General features: G+C 57.3%; 12 protein-coding genes and 1 pseudogene. 12 read left to right on the top strand and 1 reads right to left on the bottom strand.

Annotated features, from left to right (window positions below):
• Window position 1: 1 nt before the first annotated feature.
• On the bottom strand, window positions 2-1,294 hold the full coding sequence (gene rhlB / locus ACR6AS_RS17180) for an ATP-dependent RNA helicase RhlB (protein WP_293770634.1): 1,293 nt from the start codon (window positions 1,292-1,294) through the stop codon (window positions 2-4).
• Between the two features lie 117 nt (window positions 1,295-1,411).
• On the opposite strand from rhlB, the gene trxA reads away from it, so the two are divergent.
• The 12 genes and pseudogenes from trxA (at window position 1,412) to wzyE (ending at window position 13,837) form a co-directional block, all read left to right on the top strand.
• Window positions 1,412-1,744, top strand: a complete 333-nt coding sequence (trxA, locus tag ACR6AS_RS17175) for a thioredoxin TrxA (RefSeq protein ID WP_003851963.1) — start codon at window positions 1,412-1,414, stop codon at window positions 1,742-1,744.
• 352 nt (window positions 1,745-2,096) lie between these two features.
• Window positions 2,097-3,356 carry a transcription termination factor Rho gene (gene rho / locus ACR6AS_RS17170; protein WP_003851960.1) on the top strand — a complete coding sequence of 420 codons (1,260 nt, stop codon included), beginning with the start codon at window positions 2,097-2,099 and terminating at the stop codon, window positions 3,354-3,356.
• Window positions 3,357-3,636: 280 nt separating this feature from the next.
• Window positions 3,637-4,716: a UDP-N-acetylglucosamine--undecaprenyl-phosphate N-acetylglucosaminephosphotransferase gene (wecA, locus tag ACR6AS_RS17165; RefSeq protein WP_111139455.1), complete on the top strand. Its 1,080-nt coding sequence runs from the start codon at window positions 3,637-3,639 to the stop codon at window positions 4,714-4,716.
• 29 nt (window positions 4,717-4,745) lie between these two features.
• The gene (wzzE, locus tag ACR6AS_RS17160) at window positions 4,746-5,795 is read left to right on the top strand and encodes an ECA polysaccharide chain length modulation protein (protein ID WP_293770630.1); all 1,050 of its coding nucleotides are present in this window, start codon (window positions 4,746-4,748) and stop codon (window positions 5,793-5,795) included.
• 10 nt (window positions 5,796-5,805) lie between these two features.
• A complete protein-coding gene (gene wecB, locus ACR6AS_RS17155) occupies window positions 5,806-6,936 on the top strand; it encodes a non-hydrolyzing UDP-N-acetylglucosamine 2-epimerase (RefSeq protein ID WP_111139463.1) in 1,131 nt (376 codons plus the stop codon).
• A complete protein-coding gene (gene wecC / locus ACR6AS_RS17150) occupies window positions 6,933-8,192 on the top strand; it encodes a UDP-N-acetyl-D-mannosamine dehydrogenase (protein ID WP_111139456.1) in 1,260 nt (419 codons plus the stop codon). The genes wecB and wecC overlap by 4 nt, the downstream gene beginning before the upstream one ends.
• A gap of 102 nt (window positions 8,193-8,294) precedes the next feature.
• Window positions 8,295-8,390 (top strand): annotated as a pseudogene (locus ACR6AS_RS17145) (glucose-1-phosphate thymidylyltransferase 2 RmlA2); the annotation flags it as partial.
• Window positions 8,359-9,066, top strand: coding sequence for a dTDP-4-amino-4,6-dideoxy-D-galactose acyltransferase (rffC, locus tag ACR6AS_RS17140; protein WP_111139457.1), 708 nt, complete (start codon window positions 8,359-8,361; stop codon window positions 9,064-9,066). The pseudogene ACR6AS_RS17145 and the gene rffC, both read left to right, overlap by 32 nt.
• Window positions 9,053-10,183 (top strand): dTDP-4-amino-4,6-dideoxygalactose transaminase, encoded by a 1,131-nt coding sequence (rffA, locus tag ACR6AS_RS17135; RefSeq protein WP_111139458.1) that lies wholly within the window; start codon window positions 9,053-9,055, stop codon window positions 10,181-10,183. The genes rffC and rffA overlap by 14 nt, the downstream gene beginning before the upstream one ends.
• Window positions 10,183-11,433 carry a lipid III flippase WzxE gene (wzxE, locus tag ACR6AS_RS17130; protein ID WP_111139459.1) on the top strand — a complete coding sequence of 417 codons (1,251 nt, stop codon included), beginning with the start codon at window positions 10,183-10,185 and terminating at the stop codon, window positions 11,431-11,433. The genes rffA and wzxE overlap by 1 nt, the downstream gene beginning before the upstream one ends.
• Window positions 11,430-12,497, top strand: a complete 1,068-nt coding sequence (wecF, locus tag ACR6AS_RS17125) for a TDP-N-acetylfucosamine:lipid II N-acetylfucosaminyltransferase (RefSeq protein WP_434163232.1) — start codon at window positions 11,430-11,432, stop codon at window positions 12,495-12,497. The genes wzxE and wecF overlap by 4 nt, the downstream gene beginning before the upstream one ends.
• A complete protein-coding gene (gene wzyE / locus ACR6AS_RS17120) occupies window positions 12,494-13,837 on the top strand; it encodes an ECA oligosaccharide polymerase (RefSeq protein WP_111139461.1) in 1,344 nt (447 codons plus the stop codon). The genes wecF and wzyE overlap by 4 nt, the downstream gene beginning before the upstream one ends.
• The last annotated feature ends 11 nt before the right edge of the window (window positions 13,838-13,848 follow it).

Here is a 13,848-nt window from a genome sequence, read left to right as displayed (position 1 = left end):
CCTAACCTGAACGTTTACGGTTGTTGTTGCGTGGTGCACCGCGACGATTGCCGTTGTTGCCCCCGCGACGCGGGCCATTACCGGAACGGCTGCGTTGCAGACGTTTAGGCGGCGGTAAATCGGTTAACAGCGCTTCGCTGCTGTACTTGCTGACCGGAATACTGTGACCGATATACTCTTCGATCGACGGCAGATTCAGCGCGTACTCTTCACAGGCCAGGCTAATTGAGTGTCCGCTGGCACCGGCACGACCCGTACGGCCAATGCGGTGAACGTAATCTTCACAGTCGTCAGGCAGGTCGTAGTTAAAGACGTGCGTCACCGCCGGAATGTGCAGACCACGGGCAGCCACGTCGGTGGCAACCAGAATATCCACATCACCTTTGGTGAAGTCATCCAGAATGCGCAGACGCTTCTTCTGAGCCACGTCGCCGGTCAGCAGGCCAACACGGTGTCCATCGGCGGCCAGATGGCCCCAGATATCTTCACAGCGGTGTTTGGTGTTAGCAAAAACAATGGCACGGTCGGGCCACTCTTCTTCGAGCAGCGTCTGCAGCAGGCGCATTTTCTCTTCGTTAGACGGATAGAAAAGCTCTTCCTGAATGCGATGACCGGTTTTTTGCTCCGGTTCCACTTCCACATATTCCGCACTGTTCATGTGCTCGAATGCCAGCTCACGGACGCGATAAGAGAGCGTAGCTGAGAAGAGCATGCTCAGACGCTGAGTGGCCGGCGGCATGCGACGGAACAGCCAGCGGATATCTTTGATAAAGCCGAGATCGAACATGCGGTCGGCTTCATCCAGCACCATGACCTGAATGGCGCTGAGATTGACGTGATTCTGCTTCGCATAATCGATCAGGCGACCGGTGGTGGCGACCAGAATATCAACGCCCTGTTCCAGCACTTTCAGCTGTTTGTCGTAACCGTCTCCGCCATAGGCGAGACCCAGTTTCAGGCCGGTTGAGGCGGTGAGGGGTTCGGCATCCGCATGAATCTGCACAGCAAGTTCACGCGTCGGCGCAAGAATTAATGCCCGTGGCTGGTTTACCTGCCGGCCTTCAGCCGCAGGATGAGAAAGAAGATGATGAAACGTTGACGTCAGAAACGCCATCGTTTTGCCGGTACCGGTTTGCGCCTGGCCTGCGACATCACGCCCTGAAAGCGTAAAAGGCAGAGCTAACGCCTGAATCGGCGTGCAGTACTGAAAGCCTTTACTATCAAGGGCTTCCACCACTTTCGGGTGCAGGGCGAAGTCGGAAAACTTCTGTTCAGTTAAGTGTGTTTTGCTCATAGTGTGGTAGAATATCAGCTTACTATCGCTTTACGAAAGCGTATCCGATGAAATAAAGTCAACCTACATTGGTATATATTACGCCAATTCGCCAGGCATAATCTTGTGGAGTAAAACATGAGCAGCGATAAAATCGTTCATCTGACCGATGACAGTTTCGACACCGACGTGCTGAAAGCCGACGGCGTTACACTGGTAGATTTCTGGGCTGAATGGTGTGGTCCTTGCAAAATGATCGCGCCAATCCTTGATGAAGTTGCAGAAGAGTATGATGGCAAGCTGACCATCGCTAAGCTGAATATTGACGATAACCCAGGCACGGCACCGAAGTATGGCATTCGTGGTATCCCGACGCTGCTGCTGTTCAAAAATGGCGAAGTTGCCGCGACCAAAGTGGGCGCGCTGTCTAAAGGCCAGCTGAAAGAGTTCCTGAACGCTAATCTGGCGTAATTCAGGGCTGAACGTCTGGCAGTGGTGAATTTATCTCCTGCTGCTGGACGTTCGCTTTCAGGCGTGCTAATTTACCCATACTGCATTACGCACTTACCCTGTAGTTAGCATCTAAAAGTTTTCCCTTGTTGAACCCTGTCGCACTGTACCTTTTAAAGAGAGAACGGTTCAGCAATCTTACGGTTAGCTCCAACTCTGGCATCACATTCGGACATCTTTCTGCATACCGATCGCCATTTCATACGATGATCGTCGGGAAGCGCCGAAAAGAGCCATTAACGGCATGGATTAATTGCCATACCATTCACGACAAACATTCCGAGTATTACCCCGAGTTTAAGAACCCATCACTATGAATCTTACCGAATTAAAGAATACGCCGGTTGCTGAGCTGATTACTCTCGGCGAAAATATGGGGCTGGAAAATCAGGCTCGCATGCGCAAGCAGGACATTATCTTTTCAATCCTGAAGCAGCACGCGAAAAGCGGCGAAGACATCTTCGGTGATGGCGTGCTGGAGATCCTTCAGGATGGATTTGGATTCCTCCGTTCAGGAGACAGCTCCTACCTCGCCGGCCCTGATGATATCTACGTTTCCCCCAGCCAAATCCGCCGCTTCAACCTCCGCACTGGTGACACCATCTCTGGCAAAATCCGTCCACCGAAAGAAGGTGAGCGTTATTTTGCACTGCTGAAAGTTAACGAAGTTAACTATGACAAGCCGGAGAATGCGCGTAATAAGATTCTGTTCGAAAACCTCACACCGCTGCACGCCAACAAGCGTCTGCGTATGGAGCGGGGTAATGGCTCAACGGAAGATTTAACCGCCCGCGTACTGGATCTGGCTTCGCCAATCGGTCGTGGTCAGCGCGGTCTGATCGTGGCACCGCCGAAAGCCGGTAAAACCATGCTGCTGCAGAACATTGCGCAGAGCCTGGCGTACAACTACCCGGACTGCGTGCTGATGGTGCTGCTGATTGACGAACGTCCGGAAGAAGTGACCGAGATGCAGCGTCTGGTTAAAGGCGAAGTCATCGCCTCGACCTTCGATGAGCCAGCTTCACGCCACGTTCAGGTTGCTGAAATGGTGATCGAGAAGGCCAAGCGTCTGGTTGAGCACAAGAAAGACGTTATCATCCTGCTTGACTCCATTACCCGTCTGGCGCGCGCCTACAACACCGTCGTACCGGCTTCAGGTAAGGTTCTGACAGGTGGTGTGGATGCCAACGCCCTGCATCGTCCAAAGCGCTTCTTTGGTGCGGCACGTAACGTGGAAGAGGGCGGCAGCCTGACCATCATTGCAACGGCGCTGGTTGATACCGGTTCGAAGATGGATGAAGTGATTTACGAAGAGTTTAAAGGTACAGGTAACATGGAACTGCACCTTGCGCGTAAAATTGCTGAAAAACGTGTCTTCCCGGCGATCGATTACAACCGTTCCGGTACACGTAAAGAAGAGCTGCTGACTTCTCAGGAAGAGCTGCAGAAGATGTGGATCCTGCGCAAGATTATTCACCCGATGGGCGAAATCGACGCGATGGAGTTCCTCATCAACAAGCTGGCGATGACCAAAACCAACGATGAATTCTTCGACATGATGAAGCGTTCTTAATCCGAAACTGCCAGGCCGAACCTTTGATTCGGCTTTTTTAGTCCGGATGCGCAGAAAATCGACCTGACGCCACGTCTCAACGTGGCGTTTTTCATTTATGAGCTATAGGATTGAACACTGGCAGGAGCATTTATAATGACTGTGGTAGCGATGGCGAAGGTTTAATCGTTCGTCTGTCTCTTTACGCAGAATTCGGAATCCGACACAGCGACAGGCGAGCTTTTTCGCGTATTGTTGTGCGGGATGTTAGCTGAGAGCGTTTAACGTGAATTTACTCACTATGAGTACTGAGCTTGGATTAATTTTTCTCTTTTCTTTGGCTTTCCTCTTTTTTGCTCGAAAAGCAGCTAAAAAAATTGGTTTAGTGGATAAGCCTAACTCACGTAAACGCCACCATGGCGCGATTCCGTTGGTCGGCGGCATTTCTGTGTTCGCAGGTATCTGCTTCACGTTCGCCATTACCAACTACTATCTGCCCCACGCGCTGCTCTATCTGGGCTGTGCCGGTGTGCTGGTGCTGGTCGGGGCGCTGGATGACCGTTTCGACATCAGCGTTAAAATCCGTGCGGTCGTGCAGGCCATTGTCGCGCTGGTGATGATGTTTGGTGCCAAGCTCTACCTGCTCAGCCTGGGATTTATCGTTGGGCCAATCGAGCTGATCGTCGGGCCCTTCGGCTATGTGCTGACGCTGTTTGCCGTCTGGGCCGCAATTAACGCCTTTAACATGGTAGACGGCATTGACGGTCTGCTGGGCGGACTCTCGTCGGTGACATTTGCCGCGATGGGGATCATCCTCTACTTCGACGGCCAGACCAGCCTCGCGATGTGGTGTTTTGCGATGATCGCCGCCACGCTGCCCTATATCCTGCTGAATCTCGGCTTCCTGGGACGCCGCTTCAAGGTCTTTATGGGCGATGCCGGCAGCACCATGATCGGTTTCACCATTATCTGGATTCTGCTGGAAACCACCCAGGGTCTGAGCCATCCCATTACCCCTGTGACCGCGCTGTGGCTGATTGCCATTCCCCTGATGGACATGGTGGCGATTATGTATCGTCGCCTGCGTAAAGGCATGAGTCCGTTTTCGGCTGACCGTCAGCACATTCATCATCTGATTATGCGAGCCGGTTTCAGCTCGCGTCAGGCCTTTGTACTGATTACCGTGGCAGCGGCGATCCTGGCCGGTATCGGTGTGCTGGGTGAATATCTGGCGTTCATCCCGGAATGGGTAATGCTGCTGCTGTTCCTGGGCGCTTTTATGGTTTACGGCTACTGCCTGAAACATGCGTGGCGTGTGGCGCGACGTGTGCGGCGCATCAAGCGTCGTCTGAGCCATTATCGCGAAGCCAAAAACAAATGAACCCGATGCTGATAAAGGATAATGCTGGCATGCCTTCTGACGTTGTGGACAACGAACTGGATATACGCAGCTTTGGCTGCCGTTTATGGCGCGGTAAGCGCTGGATTGTCGGGCTGGCGCTGCTGTTTGCGCTGGTCGCCTGGCTCGCCACGCTGCTGATGAGACAGGTCTGGAGCACCACGGCGATCACCGATCGACCCACGGTCAACATGCTGGGATCGTACTATGCGCAACAGCAGTTCCTGACCAACCTGGATGCGCGCAACAACGCCTTGACCCTGGCGGCGCCGTCACCGACCGTGATGGATGAGGTCTATCAGGAGTTCACGATGCAGCTCGCCTCCTGGGATACGCGTCGTGAGTTCTGGCAGCAGACCGACTACTACAAAAGCCGGAAAACGGGCAATGCGCACAACGATGCCGCCCTGCTCGACGATATGATCGGCAATATTCTCTTCACCCCCGCCGACGCGGCGCATAATCTGCCCGACAACGTCAGACTTAAAGCCGAAACTGCGGGCGACGCCAATAATCTGCTGCGTCAGTACATCGCCTACGCCAGTGAGCGCGCCGCGCGTCACCTGAACGATGAGCTGAAAGGGGCCTGGCAGGCACGCACGAATCAGCTGCAGGCGCAGGTAAAACGTCAGGAAGATGTGGCGAATGCCGTCTTCCAGCGCCAGCAGCATCGGCTTGAGCAGGCGCTGAAGATCGCCAGCCAGCAGGGCATCAGTCAGAAACAGACGCGCGAAGCGGGTGAAAACCTGGCGGACAGCGATCTCTTCCTGCTGGGGCAGCCGGTTTTACAGGGGCAACTGGATACCCTGCGCGCGACCGGCCCGGCGTTTGATATCAGCTATGATCAAAACAGGGCAATGCTGGCAACGCTGCAGGCCGGGCCAAAACTGAACAGCCAGTTCCAGACCTACCGTTATCTGCGTACGCCGGAAGAGCCGGTTTCCCGTGACAGCCCGCGACGTCTGTTCATGATGATTCTGTGGGGTGCGGTTGGCGCATTAACAGGCGCCGGTGTGGCGCTGGCACGTCGTCCGCGTCTGATGTCAGACACGCATGATTGAGAGAAACAGTGTGAAAGTTCTGACCGTATTTGGTACTCGTCCGGAAGCCATTAAAATGGCCCCGCTGGTTCAGGCGCTGGCGCAGGATCCTGCGTTTGAGTCGCGGCTCTGCGTCACGGCGCAGCATCGCGAAATGCTTGACCAGGTGCTGCGCCTGTTCAGGCTGCAGCCGGACTACGACCTCAATATCATGCGTCCCGAGCAGGGACTGACTGAGATCACCTGCCGTATTCTGGAGGGGATGAAAACCGTCCTGCTCGACTTTAAGCCGGACATCGTGCTGGTACATGGTGATACCACCACCACGCTGGCGGCGAGCCTGGCGGCTTTTTATCAGCAGATCCCTGTCGGCCATGTGGAGGCGGGGCTGCGCACCGGCGATCTCGCGTCGCCGTGGCCGGAAGAGGGGAACCGCAAACTCACCGGCCATCTTGCCCGTCTGCACTTCACGCCTACTGCCCGATCGCGTCAGAATCTGCTGCAGGAGAATCTGCCGGATGCGCGAATTATCGTGACCGGCAACACGGTCATTGATGCGCTGCTGTGGGTGCGCGATCGGGTGCTGGATGACACCAGCCTGAATGCGGAGCTGGCAGCGCGCTATCCGTTCCTCGATCCCGCTAAGAAACTGGTGCTGGTCACGGGCCATCGGCGTGAAAGTTTTGGCGGCGGTTTTGAACGTATCTGCAGCGCGCTGGCGCAGATCGCCCGTCAGCATCCGCAGGCGCAGATCGTCTATCCGGTGCATCTCAATCCCAATGTCAGCGAGCCGGTGAACCGCATCCTCAGCGGCATTGAGAATATCATCCTGATCGAACCCCAGGAGTATCTGCCGTTTGTCTGGCTGATGAACCGTGCCTGGCTGATCCTCACTGACTCCGGCGGTATCCAGGAGGAGGCGCCTTCGCTGGGTAAACCGGTCCTGGTGATGCGTGATACCACCGAACGCCCCGAAGCGGTCGACGCGGGGACGGTCAGACTGGTGGGAACCGATATCGCCAGAATCGTGGCGAGTGTCGGTGAATTACTGCGCGACGACGAGGCCTGGCAGGCGATGAGCCACGCTCATAATCCCTATGGCGATGGCAAAGCCTGTGGTCGTATTTTACAAGCCTTAAAAGATAACCGAGCCGAATTATGAGTTTTGAAACCATCTCCGTGATTGGACTGGGATACATTGGGCTGCCGACGGCAGCCGTTTTTGCTTCAAAGGGAAAAAAAGTGGTGGGGGTGGATATCAACGCCCGTGCCGTAGAAACCATCAACCGTGGCGCGATCCACATCGTGGAGCCCGATCTGGATCAGGTCGTCCATGCCGCCGTCACACGCGGCGATCTGCGTGCCACCACTCAGCCGGAAGCCGCCGACGCCTTTCTGATTGCCGTACCGACACCCTTTAAAGATGGATATCAGCCCGACCTGCGCTTTGTGAAAGCGGCGGCAGAGTCGATTGCGCCCGTACTGAAAAAAGGCGATCTGGTGATTCTGGAATCGACGTCGCCGGTTGGCAGTACCGAACAGATGGCCGACTGGCTGGCTGCGGCACGGCCCGATCTGTGCTTTCCTCAACAGGGCGAAGCGCCTGACGTATTTGTTGCCTACTGCCCGGAGCGGGTGCTGCCGGGTCAGGTTATGGTTGAGCTGATTAACAACGACCGGGTTATCGGCGGCATGACGCCCGCCTGTTCCGCCCGTGCCAGCGAACTCTACCGGCTGTTTTTAAAAGGCGAATGCGTGGAGACCAACGCCCGCACCGCCGAGATGTGCAAACTGACTGAAAACAGCTTCCGTGACGTGAATATCGCCTTTGCCAATGAGCTATCGCTGATTTGCGCCGATCAGGGCATTAACGTCTGGGAGCTGATTGCGCTGGCGAATCGCCATCCGCGCGTTAACATTCTGCAGCCGGGGCCGGGCGTCGGCGGCCACTGTATCGCGGTCGATCCCTGGTTTATCGTGGCGCAGAATCCTGAACTGGCCCGTCTGATCCGCACCGCGCGTGAGGTCAATGACGCCAAGCCGCAGTGGGTGCTGGACCAGGTAAAAACGGCGCTGGCAGACTGCCTGACGCAGACCGGCAAGCGCGCCAGCGATATCACCATCGCCTGTTTTGGCCTGGCCTTTAAACCCAATATTGACGACCTGCGCGAAAGCCCGGCTATTGGCGTGGCGCAGAACATCGCCGAGTGGCACAGTGGCACAACCTGGGTGGTTGAACCCCACATTGCGCAGCTGACAGACGCACTCGCCGGTCATGCGGAACTGGTGTCGGCTGAGCAGGCGCTGGCGCAGGCCGATATTCTGGTGATGCTGGTCGACCATCGCGCCTTCCGCGCCATCGACGCCGCCAGCGTGCAGCAGAACTGGATTGTCGACACCAAAGGTGTCTGGCGATGAAGTGCTTTCTGATCACCGGCGGTGCCGGTTTTATCGGTTCGGCACGGGTGCGCTTCTCCGCTTAAAGGGCGGCTATATAGGGCTGCCTGGCGTCATCACTGACTACGCGCCGCAGGCGAAGCGCTGACAAAAACCGGCTACGGCCAATATCTGCTGGATTTATTACATGCCCGTCCACGTCAATATTCATCCCCTTAGCTGGGAGAGCGCGTTCTTCGGTGTTGAGACCGTGCGGCTGGAAGCGGAAGGTGAGATCCCTCTGGAAGAGGCGCTGCGTCATCCCTGTGCGCTGATGCAGATGAAAGTGGCGGCCAGCGAAACCGCGCTGATCGACACGCTGCAGCAGCATCAGTTTCAGCTGGCAGAAGGGGAGGCGGATCTGACGCTGGCGGTCACGCAGACGGAACGACAGCCGGGCATTCGTATTGCCCGCGAGTCGCAGATCCCGCTGTTGCGTGAGGCGGCGTCTGCGCTGTTCAGCCAGAGCCGTTTCCGTGCGCCCTGGTACGCGCCGGACGCCAGCGGTCGCTTTTACGCGCAGTGGATTGAAAATGCGGTGCGCGGCTCGTTTGACGATCAGTGCCTGGTGGCGAGCGATGCCGCAGGGCAGCTTCAGGGCTTTGTTTCGCTCCGCGCGGTCGACGGCGATGCCCGAGTGGGCCTGCTGGGCGTGCTGCCTGCTGCGCAGGGCCAGGGGCTGGGTCAGCGGCTGCTGCTGGCGGCGGCTGACTGGGCGCGGGTACGGCAGCTGAATCAGCTGCGGATTGCCACCCAGCTCAGCAATCTCACGGCAATGCGCCTCTATTTACGCAGCGGTGCCCGGCTCGACAGCACCGCCTACTGGTTTTACAGGAAAGGTCATGATTCCATTTAATGCGCCTCCGGTTGTGGGCACCGAAATCGAGTATATGCAGTCGGCAATGAACAGCGGCAAGCTCTGCGGCGACGGCGGATTTACCCGTCGCTGCCAGCAGTGGATGGAGCAGCGTTTTGACAGCAAAAAAGTGCTGCTTACGCCTTCCTGCACCGCATCACTGGAGATGGCGGCGCTGCTGATCGATGTGCAGCCTGGCGATGAAGTGATCATGCCGAGCTACACCTTCGTCTCTACCGCCAACGCGTTTGTGCTGCGCGGTGCGCGGATTGTGTTTGTCGATGTGCGCCCGGACACCATGAACATCGATGAAACGCTGATCGAAGCGGCCATCACGGAAAAAACCCGCGCCATTGTGCCGGTGCATTATGCGGGCGTGGCCTGTGAGATGGACACCATCATGGCGCTGGCGGCAAAACATAAGCTGTTTGTGATTGAAGATGCGGCGCAGGGCGTGATGTCACGCTACAAAGGCCGCGCGCTGGGCACCATCGGCCATATCGGCTGCTTCAGCTTCCATGAAACGAAAAATTACACCGCCGGTGGCGAGGGGGGGGCGACGCTGATCAACGACGCCAGCCTGATTGAGCGCGCCGAAATCGTGCGCGAAAAAGGCACCAACCGCAGCCAGTTCTTTCGCGGACAGGTCGATAAATATACCTGGCGCGATATGGGCTCAAGCTACCTGATGTCCGACCTGCAGGCCGCCTGGCTCTGGGCGCAGCTGGAGGCCGCTGAGCGAATTAATCAGCAGCGGTTGCGTGTCTGGCAGCGCTATTACGACGCCCTCCAGCCGCTGGCGGCTCAGGGCCGCATCAGCCTGCCGGTGATCCCGGCCAGCTGTGAGCACAATGCGCATATGTTCTATATCAAACTGCGCGATCAGGACGATCGTCAGGCGCTGATCAACTGGATGAAAGAGGCCGAGATTCTGACGGTATTCCACTATATTCCGCTGCACAGTTCGCCTGCCGGTGCGCGATTCTCGCACTTTGCCGGCGACGATCGCTTCACCACCCGCGAAAGTGAACGCCTGCTGCGCCTGCCGCTGTTCTATAACCTGTCAGATAACAACCAGAGCACTGTCATCAGCTCGCTGCTGAGCTTCTTCTCCTGATGTCACTTGCCAGAGCCTCAGTGTGGACCGCGTCGTCCACGCTGGTAAAAATTGTGGCCGGTCTGCTGGTCGTTAAACTGCTGGCGGTCAGCTTCGGACCGGAGGGCGTCGGCCAGGCGGGGAATTTCCGTCAGCTGATTACCGTACTGGGCGTGCTGGCGGGCGCGGGTATCTTCAACGGCGTCACCACCTATGTCGCGCAGTATCAGCAGCAGCCCGACCGGCTGCGGGCGATGGTGGGAACGGCATCGACCCTGGTGATGGGCTTTTCCGGGGTGCTGGCGCTGCTGTTTCTGCTGGCGGCGGGCCCCATCAGCACCGCGCTGTTTGGTCACGACCGCTATCAGGGGGTCATCCGCGTGGTGGCCTTTCTGCAGCTCGGCATCGCCTGGGCCAACTTTACCCTGGCGCTGCTGAAGGGGTATCGCGATGCGCGCGGCAATGCGCTGGCGCTGATCTTCGGCAGTCTGATCGGTGTGGCAGGCTATCTGGTCTGCTGGTGGGCCGGTGGCTATCAGGGCGCACTGATCGGGCTGGCGCTGGTTCCGGCCTTACTGCTGCTGCCGGCGCTGATGATGCTGAAACGCCGCGTGCCGCTGCCGCTGAGCTGGCTGCGTCCGCAATGGCATCCTGAACTGGCGGGGAATCTGGCAAAATATACGCTGATGGCGCTGATCACGGCCGTCACCCTGCCTGTCGCCTGGGTGTTGATGCGTAATCTGCTGGCGCAGCAGCAGGGCTGGGCGCAGGTCGGATTATGGCAGGGCGTCACCAGCATTTCCGATGCCTATCTGCAGTTTATCACCGCCACCTTCAGCGTCTGGCTGCTGCCGACGCTGGCGCGGCTCGACAACAAACGCGATATCGCGCGTGAGATTGGTCGTGCGCTGCGCTTTGTCCTGCCTGCCGTCGCGGTTGCCAGCTTTGGCGTCTGGGTGCTGCGCGATTTTGCTATCAGCCTGCTGTTCTCTGAGGCGTTTCGCGGGATGCGCGATCTCTTTGTCTGGCAACTGTGCGGCGATGTTTTTAAAGTTGGCGCCTATGTTTTCGGATATCTGGTGATCGCCAAAGCCTCGCTGCGCTTTTATGTTCTGACTGAGATCAGTCAGTTTCTGCTGCTGACCCTGTTATCGCGCTGGCTGATCCCGCTCTATGGCGCAACGGGGGCAGCACAGGCTTATATGCTGACCTATATGATTTACTTTGCCCTGTGCTGTGGCGCTTTTATTGTTTACTGCCGGAAAAAATGACTTTAATTCACGTTTTGGGATCGGACATTCCCCACCACAATCAGACGGTGCTGCGCTTTTTCAACGACGTCCTCAGCGTTGAGCAGCCTGTGGCTTCGCCACGCCATTTTATGGTGGTGACGCAGCAGCCCGAAAGCCTGGCCCCCTTCAGCGCGTTGCAGATCGAATGTTTTGCCAGCAAGAAAGCGCTGGCGCAGGCGGTCGTGGCGCGGGCCAGACATCGTCAGCAGCGCTTTTTCTGTCACGGACAGTTTAACCCGTGGATCTGGCTGGCGCTGCTCATCGGGAAACTGCGCCGCTCACAGATCTTCTGGCACGTCTGGGGAGCCGATCTCTATGAAGATTCGCGCAGCCTGAAGTTTCGTCTGTTCTATCAAATTCGCCGGATCGCCCAGGGCCGCGTGGCTCAGGTTTTTGCGACCCGTGGCGACCTGCATCACTATCAGCAGCGCCATCGCCGTGTACCCGGTTCACTGCTCTATTTCCCGACCCGCATGCCCGCCGCCGCCATCGCGTCTGCGCCTTCCGAGCCATTTACGTTGCTGCTGGGTAACTCCGGCGATCCGAGTAACCGGCATATTGAAGGGCTGAAGGCGATTCGCGCGCAGTTTGGCGGGCAGGTGCGCATCGAGGTTCCGCTGGGCTATCCACCGGGCAACCAGGCCTATATCAGCCAGATTCAGGCCGCTGCAGAGACGCTGTTCCCGAACGGGCGGGTCAATCTGATCCGTGAAAATCTGCCATTTGAGCACTATCTGGCCCTGCTGGCGCGCTGCCATGTCGGTTATTTTATGTTTGAACGTCAGCAGGGTGTGGGAACGCTCTGCCTGCTGATTCAGGCCGGAGTGCCATTTGTCCTGACCCGTAAGAATCCATTCTGGCGTGATGTGGCTGAGCAGCAGCTGCCGGTCCTGTTCAGCGAAGATGCGCTGACGCCTTCAGTGATTGCTGAGGCGCGGCGTCAGCTGGCGAGTTGTGATAAGCAGGCTATCGCCTTTTTTGCGCCGGGCTATCTGGCCGGATGGCGGGCGGCGTTACAGCTCAGCGAAGGGGAGTTGTCATGAGTCTGATGCAGTTTGGCGGCCTGCTGGTGGTCTATCTGCTGTCGCTGGTTTTTATCCTGACCCTGACCTGGCGGGAGTTTAAGCGTGTCCGTTTTAACTTCCATCTCTTCTTCACGCTGCTGTTTCTGCTGACTTTCTATTTCGGCTTCCCGCTGACCTCGGTGCTGGTGTTCCGTTTTAATGTCGATGTTGTGCCGGTTGAAAATCTGCTGGAGGCGCTGCTGTCGGCCACGGCGTTTTATGCCATCTATTACGTCAGCTATAAAATACGGCTGAAGCCCGCCAGCCCTACGCCGGCCAGACCCTGGCTGCAGATGAATCGCGTCGAAACCCATCTGACCTGCGTGATTCTGGCGCTGGTGGCGCTGGGCACCGTCACGGTGTTCTTTATTCACAACGGCTTTCTGCTGTTCCGCCTGACCGCCTACAACCAGATCTTCTCCAGCGAAGTCTCGGGCGTGGCGCTTAAGCGATTTTTCTACTTCTTTATTCCGGCGATGCTGATCCCCTACTTTTTACGCCCGACGCGCCGCAACTGGCTGCTGTTCCTGCTGGTCACCGTGACCTTTGGTTTAGTGACCTATGCGCTGGTCGGGGGGACCCGCGCCAATATCATTATCGCGTTCGCCCTGTTCCTGTTTATCGGGATTACCCGCGGCTGGATCACGCTGTGGATGCTGGCGAGCGCCGGTGTGATGGCGATTGCCGGGATGTTCTGGCTGGCGCTGCGCCGCTATAACCTGGACGTCATGGGCGATGAAGCGTTCTATACCTTCCTCTATCTGACGCGTGATACGTTCTCGCCGTGGGAAAACCTCGCCCTGCTGCTGGATAACTACGCCAGAATCGAATTCCAGGGACTGGCCCCGCTATGGCGCGATTTTTATGTGTTTATTCCGACCTGGCTCTGGCCGGATCGGCCGCTGGCGGTGCTGAACAGCGCTAACTACTTTACCTGGGAAGTGCTGAACAACCACTCCGGCCTGGCGATTTCACCCACGCTGATAGGCTCGCTGGTGGTGATGGGCGGCGTCTGGGCGATTCCTCCCGGCGCGGTCGCGGTCGGGATGATTATTAAGGCCTTTGATGCGATCTATCAGCGCGGCTGCCTTGAGACCAATCGCTACAGCGGCGCCATCCTGCAAAGCTTCTGTTTTGGCGCGGTCTTTAACATGATCGTGCTGGCACGCGAAGGGCTCGATGCGTTCGGCTCTCGCGTGGTGTTTTTCTGCATTATTTTTGCTGCCTGCCTGGGCATGGCTAAATTACTTTTCTGGTTACTGGATCGCGCAGGTTTGATTCGCGACCGCAGCAGGCGGGTCGTGCACAGCCCGCTCTGATTAACCTCTGG

Origin of the sequence: Pantoea phosphatilytica, assembly GCF_051025615.1 — a bacterium.
Classification (GTDB): Bacteria; Pseudomonadota; Gammaproteobacteria; order Enterobacterales; family Enterobacteriaceae; genus Pantoea.
Note: the sequence above shows the minus strand (reverse complement) of the source record. Positions and strands in the feature narration are given on the sequence as shown.

Bases quoted from the DNA above. Each gene is read 5' to 3' on its own strand.
- rhlB (WP_293770634.1), bottom strand. From the start codon at position 1,294: ATGAGCAAAACACACTTAACTGAACAGAAGTTTTCCGACTTCGCCCTG.
- trxA (WP_003851963.1), top strand. From the start codon at position 1,412: ATGAGCAGCGATAAAATCGTTCATCTGACCGATGACAGTTTCGACACC.
- rho (WP_003851960.1), top strand. From the start codon at position 2,097: ATGAATCTTACCGAATTAAAGAATACGCCGGTTGCTGAGCTGATTACT.
- wecA (WP_111139455.1), top strand. From the start codon at position 3,637: ATGAGTACTGAGCTTGGATTAATTTTTCTCTTTTCTTTGGCTTTCCTC.
- wzzE (WP_293770630.1), top strand. From the start codon at position 4,746: ATGCCTTCTGACGTTGTGGACAACGAACTGGATATACGCAGCTTTGGC.
- wecC (WP_111139456.1), top strand. From the start codon at position 6,933: ATGAGTTTTGAAACCATCTCCGTGATTGGACTGGGATACATTGGGCTG.
- rffC (WP_111139457.1), top strand. From the start codon at position 8,359: ATGCCCGTCCACGTCAATATTCATCCCCTTAGCTGGGAGAGCGCGTTC.
- rffA (WP_111139458.1), top strand. From the start codon at position 9,053: ATGATTCCATTTAATGCGCCTCCGGTTGTGGGCACCGAAATCGAGTAT.
- wzxE (WP_111139459.1), top strand. From the start codon at position 10,183: ATGTCACTTGCCAGAGCCTCAGTGTGGACCGCGTCGTCCACGCTGGTA.
- wecF (WP_434163232.1), top strand. From the start codon at position 11,430: ATGACTTTAATTCACGTTTTGGGATCGGACATTCCCCACCACAATCAG.
- wzyE (WP_111139461.1), top strand. From the start codon at position 12,494: ATGAGTCTGATGCAGTTTGGCGGCCTGCTGGTGGTCTATCTGCTGTCG.